This window comes from Streptomyces wuyuanensis (assembly GCF_900103455.1).
GTDB classification, from domain to species: Bacteria; Actinomycetota; Actinomycetes; order Streptomycetales; family Streptomycetaceae; genus Streptomyces; species Streptomyces wuyuanensis.
In genome coordinates this window covers 354,156-370,923 of record NZ_FNHI01000003.1, presented here as the reverse complement: position 1 = coordinate 370,923, position 16,768 = coordinate 354,156, and the positions used below count along the sequence as shown (strand labels likewise).

11 protein-coding genes are annotated in these 16,768 nt (G+C 73.5%); 8 read left to right on the top strand and 3 right to left on the bottom strand.

What is annotated here, in order from left to right:
- Positions 1-16: 16 nt before the first annotated feature.
- Together BLT82_RS07050 and BLT82_RS07045 are read left to right on the top strand one after the other, a co-directional pair.
- Positions 17-571 carry a CinA family protein gene (locus BLT82_RS07050; RefSeq protein WP_342029398.1) on the top strand — a complete coding sequence of 185 codons (555 nt, stop codon included), beginning with the start codon at positions 17-19 and terminating at the stop codon, positions 569-571.
- Between the two features lie 254 nt (positions 572-825).
- Positions 826-1,866 carry an NAD-dependent epimerase/dehydratase family protein gene (locus tag BLT82_RS07045; protein ID WP_244291870.1) on the top strand — a complete coding sequence of 347 codons (1,041 nt, stop codon included), beginning with the start codon at positions 826-828 and terminating at the stop codon, positions 1,864-1,866.
- A gap of 141 nt (positions 1,867-2,007) precedes the next feature.
- On the opposite strand, the gene BLT82_RS07040 is transcribed toward BLT82_RS07045, so the two are convergent.
- Positions 2,008-2,505, bottom strand: a complete 498-nt coding sequence (locus BLT82_RS07040; protein ID WP_093652966.1) for a peptidylprolyl isomerase — start codon at positions 2,503-2,505, stop codon at positions 2,008-2,010.
- Positions 2,506-2,736: 231 nt separating this feature from the next.
- On the opposite strand from BLT82_RS07040, the gene BLT82_RS07035 reads away from it, so the two are divergent.
- Entirely contained in the window at positions 2,737-5,304 is a 2,568-nt protein-coding gene (locus BLT82_RS07035) for a SpoIIE family protein phosphatase (RefSeq protein ID WP_244291869.1), read from the top strand.
- A gap of 106 nt (positions 5,305-5,410) precedes the next feature.
- Here BLT82_RS07035 and BLT82_RS07030 read toward each other — a convergent pair whose 3' ends face one another.
- Positions 5,411-6,493 (bottom strand): NAD(P)/FAD-dependent oxidoreductase, encoded by a 1,083-nt coding sequence (locus tag BLT82_RS07030; RefSeq protein WP_093652964.1) that lies wholly within the window; start codon positions 6,491-6,493, stop codon positions 5,411-5,413.
- Positions 6,494-6,590: 97 nt separating this feature from the next.
- Positions 6,591-7,613, bottom strand: a complete 1,023-nt coding sequence (locus BLT82_RS07025) for a zinc-dependent alcohol dehydrogenase family protein (RefSeq protein WP_093652963.1) — start codon at positions 7,611-7,613, stop codon at positions 6,591-6,593.
- 234 nt (positions 7,614-7,847) lie between these two features.
- Here BLT82_RS07025 and BLT82_RS07020 point away from each other — a divergent pair, with 234 nt between their 5' ends.
- The 5 genes from BLT82_RS07020 to BLT82_RS07000 all read left to right on the top strand — a co-directional run bounded on the left by BLT82_RS07020 (position 7,848) and on the right by BLT82_RS07000 (position 16,643).
- Complete coding sequence (locus BLT82_RS07020) at positions 7,848-8,030, top strand: hypothetical protein (RefSeq protein ID WP_093652962.1); 183 nt, start codon at positions 7,848-7,850, stop codon at positions 8,028-8,030.
- A gap of 320 nt (positions 8,031-8,350) precedes the next feature.
- Complete coding sequence (locus tag BLT82_RS07015) at positions 8,351-9,328, top strand: SAM-dependent methyltransferase (RefSeq protein ID WP_093652961.1); 978 nt, start codon at positions 8,351-8,353, stop codon at positions 9,326-9,328.
- A gap of 211 nt (positions 9,329-9,539) precedes the next feature.
- Entirely contained in the window at positions 9,540-11,618 is a 2,079-nt protein-coding gene (locus BLT82_RS07010; RefSeq protein WP_093652960.1) for a SpoIIE family protein phosphatase, read from the top strand.
- Between the two features lie 71 nt (positions 11,619-11,689).
- Positions 11,690-14,308 (top strand): SpoIIE family protein phosphatase, encoded by a 2,619-nt coding sequence (locus tag BLT82_RS07005; protein ID WP_244291868.1) that lies wholly within the window; start codon positions 11,690-11,692, stop codon positions 14,306-14,308.
- A gap of 115 nt (positions 14,309-14,423) precedes the next feature.
- Positions 14,424-16,643 carry an NADP-dependent isocitrate dehydrogenase gene (locus BLT82_RS07000; RefSeq protein ID WP_093652958.1) on the top strand — a complete coding sequence of 740 codons (2,220 nt, stop codon included), beginning with the start codon at positions 14,424-14,426 and terminating at the stop codon, positions 16,641-16,643.
- Positions 16,644-16,768: the final 125 nt, after the last annotated feature.

Genomic DNA, 16,768 nt, shown 5'->3' with positions numbered 1-16,768 from the left:
CACGCACCATGGGAACGTGGACAGACCGCCTCCGGAAGCGGACGAGAGCGTGGCGGGCCGGCCGGGGCTGGACCGGGCCGGGCTGCTCGCTCGGCAGCTGCACGAGGCCCTGGCCTCGGCCGGGCACAGCGTCGCGGTCGCCGAGTCGCTGACCGCGGGCCGCCTCGGCTCGGTGCTGGCGGACGCACCCGGTGCAACCGGGACCTTCCGCGGCGGCGTGACCGCCTATGCGACCGAGGTCAAGGCGTCGGTGCTCGGCGTGGACCCACGGCTGCTCGCGGACGAGGGAGCCGTCCATGAGGAGGTCGCCGCGCAGATGGCCCAGGGTGTGCGGAGGCTGATGGCCGCCTCGTACGGCCTGGCCACGACCGGTGTGGCGGGTCCTGCCGATCAGGACGGACGCCCCGTAGGCACTCTGTTCGTCGCCGTGTGCGGGCCGGAAGGGACCGTCGTGGACGCTCCCCACACCGGCAGCGGAAGCAGCCGGGAGGCCATCCGGTCGGCGGCGGTCCTCGCGGCTCTGGAACTGCTCCACGGCCATCTGCGCCCGCCGGGCGCCGCCGGAACCTGACGACTGCCCGCGCCCGCCCGGCCCCGATCCGCGGCAGCCGCCCCCGGCCCGGGTGCGCCGGGGAGACGAACCTCCGGCCGGGCGACCGGTTCGTACCCGCGACCGGCCCGGCCCGCAGCAGGCACCCACCCCGCACAACCGGCCGCCACTCACCCCTCCGCGCCGACCGGGAAAACGGAGCGAACCGGGGCATGCCGGAAGTTGCGCCGGGTACCCGCACCGATGCACCGCACCTCCGCTGGAAGGCGGCAGAGATGAACGGGACGACGCAGCAGGGGGCCGGAGGAACCGGGGGACTGCGGGTCGTGGTCGTCGGAGCGACCGGCAACGCCGGGACGAGCGTGGTGGAGGCACTCTCGGGGTGTCCGGGCGTGGCCTCGGTCCTGGGACTCGCCCGCCGGATCCCCGACTGGCGGCCGGCAGGCACGACCTGGGCGGCAGCCGACATCGATCCCGGCGGGACCGACCTCGTCCCGCTCTTCACCGGCGCCGACGCCGTGGTCCATCTGGCCTGGAAGTTCCAGCCCACCCACGACCCCGTGACGACCTGGCGGACGAACGTGCTCGGGGGCATCCGCGTGTTCGACGCGGCGGCCGCGGCCGGGGTGCCGGCGTTGGTCCATGCCTCCTCGGTCGGGGCGTACTCACCGGGTCCCAAGGCGAGTGCGGTGGACGAGAGCTGGCCCACCCACGGCTGGCCCCAGGCTGCGTACTGCCGAGAGAAGGCCTACCTGGAGCGTTTCCTGGACGCCTACGAGTACCGCAATCCCGCGACGCGGGTCGTACGCATGCGCCCGGGTTTCCTGTTCAAGCGGGAGTCCGCCTCCCAGCAGCGCCGCCTGTTCGCGGGCCGGCTCCTGCCGGCGCAGCTCGTTCGCCCGTCGCTCGTCCCCGCCGTGCCCGATCTGCCCGGGCTCACCTTCCAGGCACTGCACACCGACGACGCCGCGACCGCCTACCGGCAGGCGGTCGTCCGTCCCGTCCGCGGTGCCTTCAACCTCGCCGCGGACCCGCCGCTGGACGCGGCCGGCCTCGCCGCGATCCTGGAGGCGCGACCACTGCGGCTTCCGCTGCCGCCGGTGCGTGCCGCGCTGTCCGCGGCCTGGCGGCTGCGACTGGTTCCCGCCTCGCCGGATCTCTTCGACGCCGTACTGCGGCTGCCTCTGATGGACTGTTCGCGCGCCCGGGACGAACTCGGCTGGAGTCCGCGCCGTACGGCCGTCGAGGCGGTACGCGAGTTCCTCGAGGGGCTGCGCAGCCAGGCCGGGATGGACACCGCCCCCCTCGCGGCGTGAAGCACGGGCGGAGCCGCTCCCGTTGACGCCTTCCGTCAAGCGCCGGCGCCTCGCGGGGCATCCCGACGCGGGCGGCACGCCGCCATCCCGCCCCGGCGGGTCGGAGACCTCCACCGGGGCCGGGACGGCATCCGCCGGGGTTCAGCCCTCGACGACGCCCGACTTGGCGATGCTGATCTTCGCCTGCGTGGCGCCGTTGCGCGAACCCAGGGACTCGATCCGCTTCACGACGTCCATGCCCTCGACGACCTCGCCGAACACGACGTGCTTGTTGTCCAGCCAGTCGGTGACGATGGTCGTGATGAAGAACTGCGAGCCGTTGGTGTTCGGGCCCGCGTTGGCCATGGACAGCTGGCCGGGCTTGGTGTGCTTGATCTGGAAGTTCTCGTCCGCGAACTTCTCGCCGTAGATGCTCTTGCCGCCCGTGCCGTTGCCGGCCGTGAAGTCACCGCCCTGGAGCATGAAGTCGGGGATGACCCGGTGGAAGCCGGAGCCCTCGTAACCGAAGCCGTGCTCGCCGGTGGCGAGCTCACGGAAGTTCCGCGCGGTCTTGGGGACCACGTCGTCGAACAGCGTGAAGACGATCCGCCCGGCGGGCTCGTCGTCGATGGTGATGTCGAAGAAAACGTCGTTGCTCATGGGTCCCATGCTGTCATCCGTGCCCGTGGGAGTTCACACCAGACCCCTCCGGCCCGGTGCGTGTCCGCACCGGGCGCGCCTCGTAGCGGTACGTCACCACCACCCCGCTCACCTGTTCGTATGCGCTCCGAAGGCGGGCGGAGCAGCCGGCCGCGCATCCGGTCCGATCGGTTGCGCAGGGTCAGCATCAGGCGGATTCTGGACCTGACGAAGCCGGCCGGTGAGGGCGTCATGAACAACGCGAGAAAGGCGACCGAGGACGCCGACTTCCGCGGACCGCTCGACGTCACGAGCGCCGCGACGTTCGTGCTCGACGAGCGTGACGTCGTCATCGGCTGGAGTTCCGCGGCGCAAGAACTCCTCGGCTACCGGACGGACGAGATCGTCGGACGGTCCGTCGCCGTGATCCTGATGCCCGGCGGGGCACCCGAGCCCGGCGCCGCACCGGACCGCCGGGCGGCAGCCGGCCGGGCCGCCGACGGGGCGGGCAGCGCGCTGGTCCCGCCCTTCCCCGAGCACCACGTGCTCGCCGCCGTCCACCGGGACGGCCACCGGATGCAACTCGTCACCGCCGTCTGCCTGCTCTCCGGTACGGGGCAGGCGGAGCGCCTCGTGGTGGCGGCCGACCGGGACCGGCTCAGGGAATGGGAGTCCCGGCTGGCGATGCTCCAGGGGCTGGCCACCGAGTCGCCCCTGGGATTCGCGATCTACGACACGGACCTGCGCCTCGTCTGGTGCAACGCCGCCTCGGAGCGGGAAATCGGGCGCCCGCTCTCCGAGACCCGCGGTGAACTGGCCGAAGAGCTCTACCCCAGGGGCAGGTTCGTGACCCCGGGGTACCCCGAGACGCTCCACGCGGTCATGCGTCAGGTGCTCGACACGGGCGAGCCGTTCCTCGATCTGCACTTCCGCGCGGAGCAGCCCAGTGACCCGGGCAAGGAACACCTCTGGTCCTGCTCGTACTACCGGCTGCAGGACGCGGACGGACGTGTGTTCGGTGTGTGTGAGGACGCGTTCGACATCTCCGACCGCTACGAGGCGCAACGCCAGGTGAATCTGCTGGTCGAGGCGGGCCGCAGCGTCGGTACGACCCTGGACGTGCTCGTCACGGCCGGCGAACTCGCCGCGGTGGCCGTGCCGGAGTTCGCCGACCGCGTCGAAGTGGACCTGGCCCCGGCCGTGTTGGAGGGCGAGGTGCCTGGCGGCACGGGCTCCGGGGCGACGGATCTGCTTCGCGCCGCCTCCCGTTCGGCAGAGGCCCCGGACTCCGGCTCCCGGGACGACGGGCGCGCGACGCACGCCACCGGCGCCGCGCCCGCGGGGGACACCGCCGGGGAGCGGGGCCGCCGCCCGCCGCCGGCGACGTACGCGGAGGACTCGCCCCAGCACCGCAGCCTCGCCTCGGGCGGGCTGGTACTGGAGGACGACACCCTGGTCGTCCCCCTCCGCGCCGGGGGCGGTGTGCTCGGGCTCGCCACGTTCGTGCGCGACGGCCGGCGCGCCTTCTTCGACCGAGGGGCGGTCGCCGTGGCGGACGAACTCGTCGCCCGTGCCGCGGTGTCCGTGGACAACGCCCGCCGCTACACCCGGGAGAGGGCCTCGGCGCTGGCCCTCCAGCGTCAGCTCCTGCCCCAGCACCTCCCGTCGAACTCGGCCGTCGACCTGGCGTACCGCTATCTGCCCACGGACGACCTCAGCGGGGTCGGCGGAGACTGGTTCGACGTCATTCCGCTGTCCGGGACGCGCGTCGGGCTGGTCGTCGGCGACGTGGTGGGGCACGGACTGCACGCCGCGGCCACCATGGGCCGGCTCCGGACGACGGTGCGCGCGCTGGCGCCCCTGGACCTGCCGCCCGACGAACTCCTCAAACGGCTCGACGACCTCGTCGGGCAGTCGGCCCAGGACAGCGCCGACGCCCTCGGCACGCTCACCGGCGACGACGACGTCGCGGCCGGAGCCACCTGTCTGTACGCGGTCTACGACCCGGTGTCGCGGCGCTGCACCATGGCACGCGCCGGGCATCTGCCCCCGGCGGTCGTCGAGCCCGGAGGCCGCGTCAGCTTCCCGGACCTGCCGGCGGGGCCGCCGCTGGGGCTCGGCGGGCTGCCCTTCGAGTGCCTGGAGATCGAGCTGCCCGTCGGCAGCCTCCTCGCGCTGTTCACCGACGGTCTGGTCGAGGCCCGCGACCGGGACATCGACAAGGGCCTGGACACCCTGGCGCACGTCCTCGCCGGGGGAGCGGACCACGCGGAGTCCCTGGAGGTCCTGTGCGACCGGGCCATCTCCGAACTGCTGCCCGACGGCACGACCAACGACGACACGGCCCTGCTGCTGGTGCGGACCCGGGAGCTGGACGACCGCAGGGTGGCCGTCTGGAGCCTTCCGGCGGAGCCGGTGGCCGCGGGCCGCGCGCGCGAACTCGTGGCGAACCGGCTGCGCGACTGGGGATTGGACGAACTGGTCTTCACGACCGAGCTGATCGCCAGCGAACTGGTCACCAACGCGGTCAGATACGCGGAAGGGCCCCTGCACCTGCGGCTCATCCACGACCGCACCCTGGTGTGCGAGGTCGCGGACGCCGGCCACACCGCGCCCCATCTGCGGCACAGCGCCGACGACGACGAGGGCGGGCGCGGGCTGTTCATCGTCGCGCAGCTCGTCCAGCGCTGGGGCACGCGCTACAGCAAGGACGGCAAGGCCATCTGGACGGAGCAGGCCCTGCCGGCCCCCTCTCGCCCCCGTCCCGGCGTCGGCGACCGGGCCGACCTCCCGGACGGCCCGGTCCTGGCCCGCTCCTGACCTGCCGGGGCGTTCGCGCCACGCTCGGCCACGCCGGGGTCGTCCGTACGGCGCCGGGCTGGTGCGCTGGGGCTCGTCCGTACGGCGCCGGAGGGACTCGCCCCGCTCACTCCGCCGTGCGCCGGTCCCTGCCGAGGACGGATTCGAGCCCGTGCCGGCGTTCGCCGAGGACCCGCTCGCAGGCGGCAGCCTCCGCGGCCGCGCCGAACGCCTGGGGAGAGCGGGCCGCCGAGCGGTGTGTGGCCACCGCCGCAGCCGTGTCGGCGGCGACCAGTTCGGCGTTGATCGCCATGGCCGCCTGTGCGCCGGACGCCGCCGCCACGGCGACGCTCGCCATGAGGTCCGAGACGTTGCCCGCCACCCACACCCCCTCGACACCCGTCGCGCCCCGCGCGTCGCACTCCACGTAACGGCCCACGCCCATGGGGTGTTCGACGGTCGCCACCCCGAGCCCGGAGAGAAGGTCCCCGCGCGCCTCGAACCGCGGGCCCACGACCAGAGCGGCCACCGGGACCCGCCGGCCCGACGCCAGTCGCACTCCGCGGAGCCGGTCGTCCTCGACGGCGAGACCGGTCACCTCGCCGTCCACCACGGCGATGCCGCGGGCCGCCAGCTGCTCCCACTGCTCCTCGTCCGGATCGTCCGCGGTGTGCAGGAACAGCGTCACGTCCGGCGTCCACTGCCGGAACAGCAGCGCCTGGTGCACGGCCGCGGGGCCGCTCGCGAGCACCCCGACCGGCTCGTCCCGCACCTCCCAGCCGTGGCAGTACGGGCAGTGCAGCACATCGCGTCCCCAGCGCTCGCGCAGGCCCGGAACGGCGGGCAGTTCGTCGACCAGACCGGAGGCCACCAGCAGGTGCCGTGCCCGGTGCCTGCGGCCGCTCGCCGTCTCCACCACGAAGTGGCCGCCCTCCCGCCGGGCTCGCGTCACGGTGTCCGGCACGACCGGCCCGCCGTACCGGCCGACCTCCTCCCGCCCCGTCCGCAGCAGCTCGCCGGGCGGTGTTCCCTCCCGGCCCAGGAGGCCGTGGACCCCGGCGGCAGGAGCGTTGCGGGGCTCGCCGGAGTCGATCACCAGCACGGTCCTCCTGGCCCGGGCCAGGGTCAGCGCGGCGGAAAGTCCGGCGGCGCCGCCGCCCACCACCACGACGTCCAGTTCGGAGAGGTCCCGTTCGTTCGTCTCGTTCATGCCGCCACCCTGCGACCCGTCCGGGCGGACAGGCAATCGTTCTTGCTGTTTCGGCAAATGGGCTCCGGCGCCCCGGGGCGGGCCGCGCCCCCCGGCCTCACGGCGGCACCAGCACGGCCACGCCGGTGACGCCGCCGGACGCAAGGTCGGCAAGCGCCCGGTCCGCGTGCCGCATGGAGTAGCGCACGGCCCGCACGGTCGGGCGCAGCCGCGCGGCCTCGGCGAGGAACGCGCGGCCGTCCGCACGGGTGTTGGCGGCGACGCTGCGCACGGTGCGCTCCTGGAACAGGTGCCGCTCGTAGTCGAGCGGCGGTGTCTCGGTCAGGTGGATTCCGGCGATCGCCAGCGTCCCGCCCCGGTCCAGGGCCTCGAGGGCCTTCGGTACGAGGGTCCCGACGGGCGCGAACAGGATGGCGGAGTCCAGAAGCCGCGGAGGGGAGTCGGGGCCGGCGGACGCGGCGCCCAGTTCCAGCGCCAACTGCTGGGCCTCGGCCGAGCGGGTGACCACATGGACCTCGGCGCCCCGTGCGACGGCGAGCTGGGCGGTCAGATGCGCGGAGGCGCCGAATCCGTAGACGCCGAGCCGCCCGCCCGGCGGCAGCTCGGCACGCTCCAGGGCCCGGTAGCCGATGATGCCGGCGCACAGCAGGGGGGCGGCGTCCTCGTCCGGCAGGCCCTCCGGAAGCCGGTACACGTACCGCGCGTCGACGACCGCGTGCCCGGCGAAGCCGCCGTGGACGTCCCAGCCGGTGTAGCGCGATGCGGGGCAGAGGTTCTCGCGCCCGGCCCGGCACCAGCGGCACCGGCCGCAGGTGCCGGCGAGCCAGGCCGCCCCCACCCGGTCACCGGGCGCGTACCCGTCGGCGGACGGCCCCGCGGCCAGCACGTCACCGACGATCTCGTGCCCGGGGGTGCAGCGTGGCCGGCGGGGCGGGAGATCGCCCTCCGCGAGATGCAGGTCCGTGCGGCAGACCCCGCATGCGCGGACGCCCAGCAGCAGGTCGTACGGTCCGGGCTCGGGGATCTCCCGCTCGACCCGGCGCAGGGGCCCGGAGGCGATCGGCGCGGGGTGTTCGACCACCCAGGCGTACGTCGTTCCGGAACTCGGGAGTGCCGTCATCGCTCTCCTGCCGTGCCGATGCCGGGCCGCAATGCTGGATGAGTCGAGCCGCAATGCCGGATAAATCGTATCGGTGAACGACTCGGCCGGACGGGTGAGGGCTTCGACAGGCCACGGCACCCGTTGTGTGGTTTATTCCTAGTGGCTGTCCCACTCGGCGGTGAGCACACGTATGACGGCGCCGCGACCGGGTAGCCAACGGCGCAGAAACCTCACGCAGTGAAGGAGGTCGCCATGAAGCGAGCCAGGCAGCACGGGAAGCCCGTTCCCAAGGCCGAGGAAGAGCTCGACAGGGAGATCATGGACGTCGCGCCGGAGATGACCGGACGCCGCCGTGCACGCGGTGGCGCGGGGGACGTTCTCAGGACCAAGCGACCGGCCGGGGAAGGTGAGCCCACCGGCAGCCGGCTGCCGTAGACGGCCTTGTGGCGGCGGGCGGTCCGGCTGTGCGGCCGGGTCGTCCGCCGCGGCGTCCCACGGCCCGGGGCCGCGCGCCTGCCCCGTCGATCGCTCAGCGTGCCGGTTCGGCGGCGCACGGTTAATGTGATCGGAAGGTGCGTTCCGCGAATGCGGTCCGGGTCGTCGATGGGTCAACGGCCGTGAAAAGCCCGGTCCTCCGGTGAAAACCGCCGCGTCCGGAAACCGTCTTGCGTGCACACCTCCTCCGAACGGCTGCCGCCGTTCCCGATCCGGCCCGCCCGCGGCCGTCGGAATTCCGCGCATCGACAGGCAGGCAGGTGATCGCGTTGATCGGGTCGAGAAGAACGTCCGAGTACAAGGGCACGTCGTCCGAGGCGATCCTTCATCAGTACGACTTCCTGGGCGAGTTCTACCGGCTGACGCTCGGCCCCGAACTCGTCTACTCCTACGCCATGTGGGAGGACGGCGACACGCTCGAGTCGGCGCAGATCCGCAAGCTGGACCACCACGCGCAGGCCGCCCGGGCGACGGGCGCCGCCCGGGTGCTCGACGTCGGCTGCGGCTGGGGCAGTCTCATGCAGCGTCTGGTGGAGAACCACGACGTGGGCCACGCCGTGGGGCTCACGATGAGCCCCGGCCAGGCGGCATGGATCCGGCAGAAGGGCTGGCCCAACTGCGAGATCCTGGCCGAGAACTGGTTCGACCACCAGCCGGACGCCCCGTACGACGCCATCATCGCGATCGAGGCCATCGAGCACTTCGCGGGCACGACCATGCTGCGGCGCAAGCGCGTCGCCAGCTACCGCACGTTCTTCGAGCGCTGCCACACCTGGCTGCGGCCCGGCGGCCGCGTCTCCCTCCAGGCCAACGCCTGGAACAGCGGCGGATGGTTCACGTCCCTCGTGCTCCCGCCCCGGCGGCCCGCCGGTCAGACGGCGAACGGCGGCAGCCGGATGCGGACCGCCCTGAAGGACGTCCGCGACGGCTTCGACAACATCCGCGAGGGCATGCACGCCTCCCGCAAGGTCTTCCCCGAGGTGTTCCTCCCGACCCGGGGCGAGCTCACCGAGGCGGCCCGCGGGCTGTTCCGGATCCCGGAGGTGCGCAGCGATCCCGACGACGGCGTGAAGACCGTGGCGAGCTGGCTGGAGCGGGCGCAGGCCAACCGGGCCAGAGGCGCGGAGCTCATCGGCGACGACGCGGTCGCCGACATCATCAGGGAGCAGCGCACGGCGCTGAAGTTCCTCCGCGAGCGCCGCTACACCGCGCTGCGGATGGTCTTCGAGAAGGTGTGACGGCCGGGGCGCGGACGCCTGCTCCGCGGGCCCGGCCCCGCATCGGCGTCCCGCCCCCTCGTTTGCCGGTTCCGGTGCCTTGGATAGGGTGATTCCTGAGAAAATGCACCCAAAAGGCGGCACCGGTACCGGGCCGGCAGCGCACATCCGGGGATCGCCGGGGAGTTCCCGGTCCCGCGCTGCGCCCCGCGCCCCGGGGTGAGGCGGTTGCGTGGACATTCACGAGCCGATGAGCAAGCTGCCCGACCAGCCCCTGACGGTGGTCGGGTACGCCGGTGTGCTGCGCGATCTGCTGCCTGTCGCGCTCTGGCGGACCGACGCGGGCGGACGCATCCTCGAGTGGTCCCTGGCCGCCCAGGACGTCCTCGGCCACCTTCCGGAGGACCTGCTCGGCCGCGACGTCAGGCGGACACTCGTGCCCGAAGGCAACTGGGAGCTGGCCGAGCAGCTCTCCCGGCGCGTCCTCGCCGGGGAGACGGTGGTCGGCACCCTGCCCGTTCGCCATCGGGACGGCCACTTCGTGGCGATGGAGATGTGGATCTGCCCCTCGGCGGACCCGCAGGGGGAGACCGGGGTCATGGCGATCGCCGTGGAGACCTCCGCCGTCCTGCGGATGCGGGACTCCCTCGCGGCCATGGAGGGCCTGTTCACCCAGTCGCCCATCGGACTCGCCATGCTCGGCCCCGACCTGCGCTATCAGCGTGTGAACGACGCACTGGCCCGCATGAACGGCGTGCCCGCGGCCGGCCACCTCGGCAAGCGGCCCACCGAGGTCGTGCCCGGGGTCAACGTCGAGGTCCTCGAGTCGCTGATGCGGGAGGTCCTGCAGCGGGGCGAGGCGATGGTCGACGTACGGGGCACCGGCCGCACCCCCGCCGAGCCCGGCCGGGACCGCATGTGGTCCTGCTCCTTCGCGCCGCTCCTCGACATCACCGGCCGGCGGCTGGGGCTGATCGCCTCGCTGATCGACATCAGCGACCAGGAGGAGGCCCGGTCCCAGGCCCGCCGGGCCGAAGGGCGGTTCGCGCTGCTGGCCGACGCCGGCGCCCGGATCGGCACCACCCTGGACCTGCGCCGGACCGCGGAGGAAGTGGTGCAGATGCTGGTGCCGGAGATCGCCGACTCCGCCGACGTCCAGCTGCTGGAGGAAGTGCTCGGCCCCGACGAGGCCGCGGAGTCCGGCAAGGGCATGGTGCGCCGGATGGCCGCCTCGTTCCCCGAGGCCGGAGCCCCCACGGCGACGCTCGTGGCGGGCACCACCTACCAGGTCCCGCTCGGATCGGTCTACGAGCGGGTCATCGCCGACGGCCGGCCCATGGACCTGTTCCGCAGCGACCTGCCCACCCTGTTCCCCGGGACCGGCCCAGGGGACGGGCGGCTGCGCGACTACCTCGGCAGCCGGATCCGCTGCGCGCGCCTGGTGCCGCTGGTCGCCCGGGGCAGGGCCCTCGGCGCGGTGGTGCTCACCCGCATGCGCGACCGCGAGCCGTTCGACGAGCTGGACAAGGTGCTGATCGACGAACTCGTCGCGCGGGCCGCTCTCAACATCGACAACGCCCGCATGTACACCGGCCAGCGTGAAGCGGCGCTCACCCTCCAGCGCAGCCTGTCGATCGCCGCGCTGCCGGAGGTGACCGGGCTCGAGCTCACGGGGCGGTACCTGCCCGCCAGCTGCCACGAGGTCGGCGGCGACTGGTTCGACGTGATCGCCCTGCCCGACGGCAGGACCGGACTCGTCATCGGCGACGTCATGGGGCACGGCATCCACGCGGCCGCCGTCATGGGACAGCTGCGCACGGTGGTGCGGACCCTGGCCAGGCACCACGTCCCACCGGCCGGAATGCTCCACTCCCTGGACGCGGCCGTGGCCGATCTCGGCGAGAACGAGATGGCCACCTGCGTCTACGCGGTCCACGACCCGGTGTCCGGGGACTGCCTGATCGCCCGGGCGGGCCATCCGCCCCCGGCCGTGGTCGCACCGGACGGCGCGGTCGACTTCCTGGACGGCTCTCCCGGCACTCCCCTCGGCACCGGCTGCGCGGAGTTCCGGGCGGAGCGGGTGCCGCTGGAACCGGGCGCCCTGCTCGTGCTCTACACGGACGGGCTGATCGAGGCCCGCGGCAGGGACCTGGACGAGGGCATGCGGGAACTGGCCATCGCGCTGCGGTATGTCGACCGGCCCCTGGAGGACACCTGCGACCGCGTCCTCGCCCGGCTGCTGCCCTCGGCTGCGCGCGACGACGTGGCTGTGCTGCTGGCCAGACGCTCCCCGCGGCGGGCGGCGCGGTGACTCCGGCGTCGTTCCCGGACATGTGGCCCCCCGCCCGCCCGGGAGACCCGGGAGAACGACCGGCACGGCGGGTGGACGACGCCCGTGCGGACGCCACGGGGACCGACCGCGACGACCACCTCTTCGCCGCCGCCGGCACCGCCGCGGCGGTACTGGACGGCGCCGGTACCGTCGTCGCCCTGACCCCGGCCGCCGAGGAGCTGCTCGGCCGGCGGTCCGCCGACGTCTGCGGGAGGCCCGTACGGGAGCTGCTCGCGGACGCGTCCGGCTGGGAGGCCCTGGTCGCGAGGTGGCGCGGCGGGCGGGCACCGGACGCGACCGACGCGCCTGACGCGACCGACGCGCCTGACGCGACCGACCTGCCTGACGCGACCGACCCGCCTGACGAGGGCGGCGCGGCGCCCACCGGCCGCCGGGAGCCCGGCGCCCCGGATCCACCGGCGGGCTGGGAGGGCCGGGTGACGCTCCGGCACGGCTCCGGGCACGATCTGGACGTCGGCTTCGGCGTGCTGCCCCTCGACGAGGGCCGCGGCGAGGGCGCGGCACGCTTCCTGGTCGTCGGCGCGCCGGCCGACGCGCTCGTGCGGTGGCGGCAGGACCGCGCGCTCACCAGGGAGCTGTTCCTGCAGGGCCGGGTGGGACTCGCCCTCTTCGACGCCGGACTCCGGCTGCTGCGGACCAACTCCCATCTGCTGCCCTACACCGGCGTGCCCGTCGACATGGGCGGCCGGCGCCTGGCGGACTTCCTCCGCGCCGAGGACGCCGAGGCCATCGAAGCGCAGTTGGGCGACGTCCTGCGCACCGGGAACCCGCTGATCGGCTTCAGCACCGCCGTGCGCACCCTTGCCGACCCCCGGGCCGGCCGGGAGCTGTCGTTCTCGGCGTTCCGGCTGCTGGAGCCAGACGGCCGGGCGATGGGCGTGGCGACGGTCTTCACGGACGTCACCGACCACCAGCGGGCCCGCGGCCGGCTGGAGCTCCTCTACCGCGCCACGGAGGCCCTGAGCGGATCCCTGTCCGTCATGCGCACCGTCGAGGACCTGGCAGGGGTTCTGGCGCCCACGCTCGGGGACTGCGCGGCCGTGGACCTCGCGGAGACCGTGCTGACGGGCGGCGAGCCGCCCGCGGACGGCCGGCACGCACTCGTGCTGCTGCGGATGGCCGTAGCGGGGGCGGAGGCCGGCGCGCCCCGTACGGGCACGGCGCACGCCGAACCGATCGACGATCCCGAGGGGCGCGGCCCCGGGGCCCCCGCCGGCAACAGCCACGGCGTGCTGGTCACCGGCCTCGGCCGGGACGCCCCGGCGCCTCCGGGCGGTGCGCCGGAGTGGATCGCCGCCGCGCCCGGCGCCCACTCGGCGATGGCCGCGCCGCTGCGCGCCCGCGGCATCATGTTCGGCCGGCTCCTGGTCTGGCGCACCGGGCACCGCCCGACCCTGGACCTGGACGATCTGGCCCTGCTGGAGGAGATCGCCTCCCGGGCCGCGCTCGCGGTGGACAACGCGCGCCGCTACACGAAGGAACGCCGCACGGCCGTGGGCCTCCAGCGCAGCCTGCTGCCGCCCGCGACCTGCGAACGGCCCGCGCTGGAGGCCGCCGGCGCCTATCTCCCGGCCGACGCGGACAGCGGGGTCGGCGGGGACTGGTTCGACGTCATCCCGCTGTCCTCGGCCCGTGTCGCCCTGGTCGTCGGGGACGTGGCCGGTCACGGACTGCACGCCACGGCCATGATGGGACGGCTGCGCAGTGCCGTGCGGGCGCTCGCCGACCTCGATCTGGAACCCGAGGAGCTGCTGGCGCACCTGGACGACCTGGTCCTTCAGGTCGCCGCCGAGGCCGAGAGCGAGGAGCCGGGCAACGGCGACACGGGCATCCCCCTCCCGGGCGGCCCGGCCGGCGCCACCTGCCTGTACGCCGTCTACGACCCGGTGGCCCGGCAGTGCGTCATGGCGAGCGCGGGGCATCCGCCGCCGGCGGTCGTCGCCCCGGACGGCACCGTGGACTGGATCGATCTGAGCCCCGGCCCGCCGCTGGGTGTCGGCGGCTGGCCCTTCGAGGCCGCCGAGCGCGACCTGGAGCCGGGCAGTGTCCTCGCCCTCTACACCGACGGACTGATCGAACGGGGGGAGGGCGACATCGACGAGGGCATGCGGGACCTGGCGGACCGGCTGACACGTGCGGAGGTGCTGGAGCGGCCGCTGCGGCACGCCCGCCACGACATCGTGGCCGACCTGCCGCCGGGCCGGCTGAAGGACGACGTCACGCTGCTGCTGGCCCGTACCCGCGAGGTGCCCGCCGGCTCCACCGCCACCTGGCTGCTCGACGCCGACCCCGCGGTCGTCGCGGACGCGCGCCATCTGGTCCTGGAGCAGCTGACCCGGTGGGACCTCGACGAGCTGGGCTTCACCACGGAGCTGATCGCCAGCGAACTCGTCACCAACGCCATCCGCTACGCCGGCGGTCCCGTACGCCTGCGGCTGCTCCGGACGGACGCTCTGACCTGCGAGGTCTCCGACCCGAGCAACACCCAGCCCAGGATGCGCCGGGCCCGGACGTCGGAGGAGGGCGGCCGCGGCCTCTACCTCGTCGCCCAGCTCTCGCGCCGCTGGGGCAGCCGCTACACCAGGGAGGGGAAGACCGTCTGGTCCGAGCAGTCCCTGCCCCTCGTTCTCGCCGGTCACACACCGTGAGACCGCGGGCCGGCGGTTTTCCGCCGCCTGTGGGGCAGGCCACTGTCGAGAGGGGAGCGGCACCGAGATATCTTGATGTCGAGCAATGTTGCAGACGTGGAGAGCGGAGCACCCGGTGAGTGACTCGACCATCATCTACACACACACTGACGAGGCCCCGGCCCTGGCGACGTACTCGTTCCTGCCGGTGATCCAGGCGTACGCCTCGACGGCCGGAGTCGCCGTGGAGACCCGGGACATCTCGCTGGCGGGGCGGATCATCTCCCAGTTCCCCGAGTACCTGGAGGAGGGCCAGCGGATCGACGACGCCCTTGCCGAGCTCGGTGAACTGGCCAAGACCCCCGGCGCCAACATCATCAAGCTGCCGAACATCTCGGCCTCGATCCCGCAGCTGAAGGCGGCCGTCGCCGAGCTCCAGGAGCAGGGCTACGCGCTGCCGGCCTACCCGGACGACCCGAAGACCGACGAGGAGCGCGACATCCGCGCCCGCTACGACAAGGTCAAGGGCAGCGCCGTCAACCCGGTGCTGCGCGAGGGCAACTCCGACCGCCGCGCCCCCGCCTCGGTGAAGAACTACGCCAAGGCGCACCCGCACCGCATGGGCGCCTGGACCCCGGAGTCCAAGACCAATGTCGTCCACATGACCGGCGACGACTTCCGCTCCACCGAGAAGTCCGCCGTCGTCGCCGAGGCCGGCACCCTCCGCATCGAGCTCGTGGGCGACGACGGCAGCACCACCGTGCTGCGCGAGTCGGTCCCTGTGCTCGCCGGCGAGGTCGTGGACGCGTCCGTGATGCGCGTGGCCGTCCTGCGCGAGTTCCTCGGCGAGCAGGTCGCCCGCGCCAAGGCCGAGGGCGTCCTGTTCTCCGTCCACCTCAAGGCCACGATGATGAAGGTCTCCGACCCGATCATCTTCGGCCACGTCGTACGGGCCTTCTTCCCGAAGACCTTCGCCGAGCACGGTGAGACCCTCGCCGCGGCCGGCCTGACCCCGAACGACGGTCTCGGCGGCATTCTCAAGGGCCTCGAGTCGCTGCCCGAGGGCGACGCGATCAAGTCGTCCTTCGAGGCCGAGCTCGCCGAGGGCCCCGCCCTCGCGATGGTCGACTCCGACCGCGGCATCACCAACCTGCACGTGCCGAGCGACGTCATCGTCGACGCCTCCATGCCGGCGATGATCCGCACCTCCGGCCACATGTGGGGCCCGGACGGCCAGGAGGCCGACACCCTCGCCGTCATCCCGGACAGCAGCTACGCGGGCATCTACCAGGTCGTCATCGACGACTGCCGTGCCAACGGCGCCTTCGACCCGGCGACGATGGGCTCCGTCCCGAACGTCGGCCTCATGGCGCAGAAGGCCGAGGAGTACGGAAGCCACGACAAGACCTTCGAGATCGCGACCACCGGCACCGTCCGCGTCGTCGACACCGACGGCAACGCCGTGATCGAGCAGACCGTCAGCGCCGGCGACATCTTCCGCATGTGCCAGACCAAGGACGCGCCGATCAGGGACTGGGTCAAGCTCGCCGTCACCCGGGCCCGCGCCACCGGCGACCCGGCCGTCTTCTGGCTCGACGAGGGCCGTGCGCACGACGCCCGGCTGATCGAGAAGGTCCGGCAGTACCTCCCCGAGCACGACACCGAGGGCCTGCAGATCGAGATCATGGCCCCGGTCGACGCGATCCGCTTCTCCCTGGAGCGCATCCGCCGCGGCGAGAACACCATCTCGGTCACCGGCAACGTGCTGCGCGACTACCTGACCGACCTGTTCCCGATCCTGGAGCTGGGCACCAGCGCCAAGATGCTGTCGGTCGTCCCGCTGATGAACGGCGGCGGACTGTTCGAGACCGGCGCCGGCGGCTCCGCGCCGAAGCACGTCCAGCAGCTCGTCAAGGAGAACTACCTCCGCTGGGACAGCCTGGGCGAGTTCCTGGCGCTCGCGGTCAGCTTCGAGCACCTCGCCACCACCACGGACAACGCCCGTGCGCGGATCCTGGCCGACACGCTCGACCGCGCGACCGGCACCTTCCTCAACGAGAACAAGTCGCCGAGCCGCCGCCTCGGTGGCATCGACAACCGCGGCAGCCACTTCTACCTGGCCCTGTACTGGGCCCAGGAGCTGGCGAAGCAGACCGACGACGCCCAGCTGGCGGAGGCGTTCGCCGGGCTCGCCAAGACGCTGACCGAGCAGGAGGCGACGATCGTCGACGAGCTGATCGCCGTGCAGGGCTCGCCGGCCGACATCGGCGGCTACTACCAGCCGGACGTCGCCAAGGCGTCGGCGGTCATGCGCCCGTCGCAAACCCTCAACCAGGCGCTCGCGACCCTCGGCTGACCCCGGGGAGCGGGGGCGTCCCCGCGCGGGGACGTCCCGGGCCCCCGACACCACTCCGCCCCGTCCGGTGCACAACCACCGGACGGGGCGGAGCCGTTCGCGCCGGAAGTCCGTCGGGAGCCCTC